The organism is Saccharopolyspora sp. NPDC000995, from assembly GCF_053599315.1.
In genome coordinates this window covers 1-2,354 of the sequence record NZ_JBSFLZ010000284.1, presented here as the reverse complement: position 1 = coordinate 2,354, position 2,354 = coordinate 1, and the positions used below count along the sequence as shown (strand labels likewise).

The window sequence follows — 2,354 nt, the reverse complement described above, 5'->3', positions numbered from 1 at the left end:
CAGTCGCCACGACCTCGACCCATCGAACGAACCCACCCATGAACGGGGCCGATGTGGCCCGTGGGGCTGTGGATAACTACCGCGCATAATCGCGCTTATGCGCGCTTACCGATCACGGCGCACCGGACTGGAGGCGGTCGGGTCGATCACCATGCCGCGCGATCGTCGTGCTGGCGACCGCAGCGGCGCGGTTGATGGCGGTCGCCCGTCCATCGCACGGCGCAGGTCCGCGATCGCACGGCGCAAAGCCACGGGCTCAGATTCCGATTCGGACATGCCTTGATCTTGGCCACCCGGACCCCAGGGGGACACCCCTCCCCCCAGGGGCTCCCCGGTTCGCCCCGGGCAAGGCTCGCTCTCGCGCTGACAAATTTCGAACATCGCCGTAACCGGAGGGGGTTGGCCGGCCACCGGACCGACCTGCCGCCCCGCGTACTCCGCCGACCCATCAACCCGGTGCACCCCTCGACCCGACCCCAGGGGTCTTCGCGACTTTTGCTCGCACGTCGGCGGGCCTTGCCCGGGGCGTCGGCCTGAGGAGGGGTATCCCCCTGAGGGGCCGGTGATGGGCGCGACGCTCCTGAGCAAGTGCACATCTATGGAGCGGCTTCGCCGCACTCACCCCCAGCGGCCACCGAGATGAGGACTCACGCACGGCCCGCATCCGGGTTCCGGAGTTCGGGAGTAACAGAGTCCCGGAGTTCGTCTTCCGTGTCGCCGTGCAGCTGCTCGGCGTGCGCGAGCAGGAGATCGACGGCGACACGGATCAGGGTGTTGTCGGTGACCCGCTCGGTGCGGTCGTGGCGACCCTTGTTGATCCGTCGGCGCAGCCGGGCCAGCTCCTCGATCTGGTCGCCGCGCAGCCGGGCTTCCTTGCGGGGCAGCGTCTGGTACTTCGGTTGTCCGGCAGTTACAGACTCCGGGAGTTCGGGAGTCTGTGAGTGTGCTGGTGGCGGGGCCGAGAGCTGATCGCCCACCTTGATCGGCTCCGGGTTGGGGCGCAGAGGCGGGCGGGCGACCGGCGAGGAACTGCCGGGGCGCTGCCGTTGCGGGCGGGGGTTCATGCGGTGGTCTCCTTGAGCAGCCTCTCGGCCAGCTCGGTGTAGATGTTGGCCATTTCGCGGGCGGGAGAGGAGCCGTAGAGCCGCAGCGGGCAAGCGCTATCGGCGGCGTCCTTGATCGCGGCCCGCTCCGGGATGTGGGGCGTCCAGATCCCTTCCGCGCCGAAGGTGTCGGCCAGGCCCTCGAGCTGGAAGGCGTGCGCGCCGACGTTGGGCCGCGAGCGGCAGACGAGGTAGCCGAGCATGCGCAGCCCCGGGTTGCCCAACTCGCCGGCGTTGGTGGTGATGAAGTCGCGGTAGCGGACCGCGCCCTCCACCGAGTCGTACTCGGGCTCGACGGTGCACAGCGCCGCGTCGGCGGCCACCAGGCCGAGCTGGGTGAGATGCCCCAGTGATGGCGGGCAGTCGATCAGGGTGACCCGGTAGCCCTCGTCCACGCCGGTCAGGGCGCGGCGCAGTCGCCCGGCCGCGCCGATGACCGCGGCTTCGCTGACCCGGTTCTCCAGGTCGAAGCGGGCGGGCAGCAGGTGGACCCGCTGGCCGTATTCTCCCGGCCAGCCCGAGCCGATGATGGCGTCGGCGGCGACGCCCTCTTCGCCGGAGCGCACCACCTCGCTGGTGGTCAGCTCGGGGGCGCCGTAGCCGATCCCGAGCCTGCGCGAGGCGTTGGCCTGCGGGTCCAGGTCCACCACCAGCACCTGATGGCCGGCCTCCGCCAGCGCGGCCGCGAGGTTGACCGTCGCTGCCGTCTTCCCTGACCCGCCCTTGTGGTTGCCGATCGCGATCCGCGGCATCACATCTCCAACTTCCAGACTCCGTAAGTCACAGACTCCGGGAGTCTGTCATCCGATGATCAGCCTGACCAGCACCGACGCCTGGTGAGCTACTCGACGGTGAGGTGCTCGGCCGGGACGCACGGGGTGAGGTACTCCACCGGGCTGGTCCCTGGCTTGGGGCCGAGGTTGACCACGTACGCCGACGGCGGGCCCGGTGCGACCTGGTCTCGGGCCTCGGTCAGCGTCCACGCCGGGTGTTCCAGGCGGCCGTGCCGCCCGGCGTGCTCGCCGTCGACGACCCGGACCGGGGTGCGGGGAGCCCACGCGCCGCGCTCGGCACGCAGTGCCCGGTCGGCAGCGCTGGCGGCCCACATCAGGTACACCTCGGCCGCCGGGCGTGGGACGCAACGGCCGGCGGTCGAATACCGCGGCGGGTACTCCGCCGCATCCTCGGGCGGGGGCTGGCGCAGCTCGTCAACCGGCCAGGACCGCGTTAGCCACGCCCACATCACCGCCA

Annotated in this window: 3 protein-coding genes; all 3 read right to left on the bottom strand. The window is 70.9% G+C overall.

Annotated elements, in window-relative coordinates:
* Positions 1-647: 647 nt before the first annotated feature.
* Positions 648-1,064, bottom strand: coding sequence for a hypothetical protein (locus ACWDKQ_RS35790; RefSeq protein ID WP_450143175.1), 417 nt, complete (start codon positions 1,062-1,064; stop codon positions 648-650).
* On the bottom strand, positions 1,061-1,855 hold the full coding sequence (locus tag ACWDKQ_RS35785) for a ParA family protein (protein ID WP_450143174.1): 795 nt from the start codon (positions 1,853-1,855) through the stop codon (positions 1,061-1,063). Before ACWDKQ_RS35785 ends, ACWDKQ_RS35790 begins: the two co-directional genes overlap by 4 nt.
* Before the next feature lie 89 nt (positions 1,856-1,944).
* A partial coding sequence (locus ACWDKQ_RS35780) for a hypothetical protein (protein WP_450143173.1) occupies positions 1,945-2,354 on the bottom strand: 410 nt, incomplete at its 5' end.

Bases quoted from the DNA above. Each gene is read 5' to 3' on its own strand.
- ACWDKQ_RS35790 (WP_450143175.1), bottom strand. From the start codon at position 1,064: ATGAACCCCCGCCCGCAACGGCAGCGCCCCGGCAGTTCCTCGCCGGTC.
- ACWDKQ_RS35785 (WP_450143174.1), bottom strand. From the start codon at position 1,855: ATGCCGCGGATCGCGATCGGCAACCACAAGGGCGGGTCAGGGAAGACG.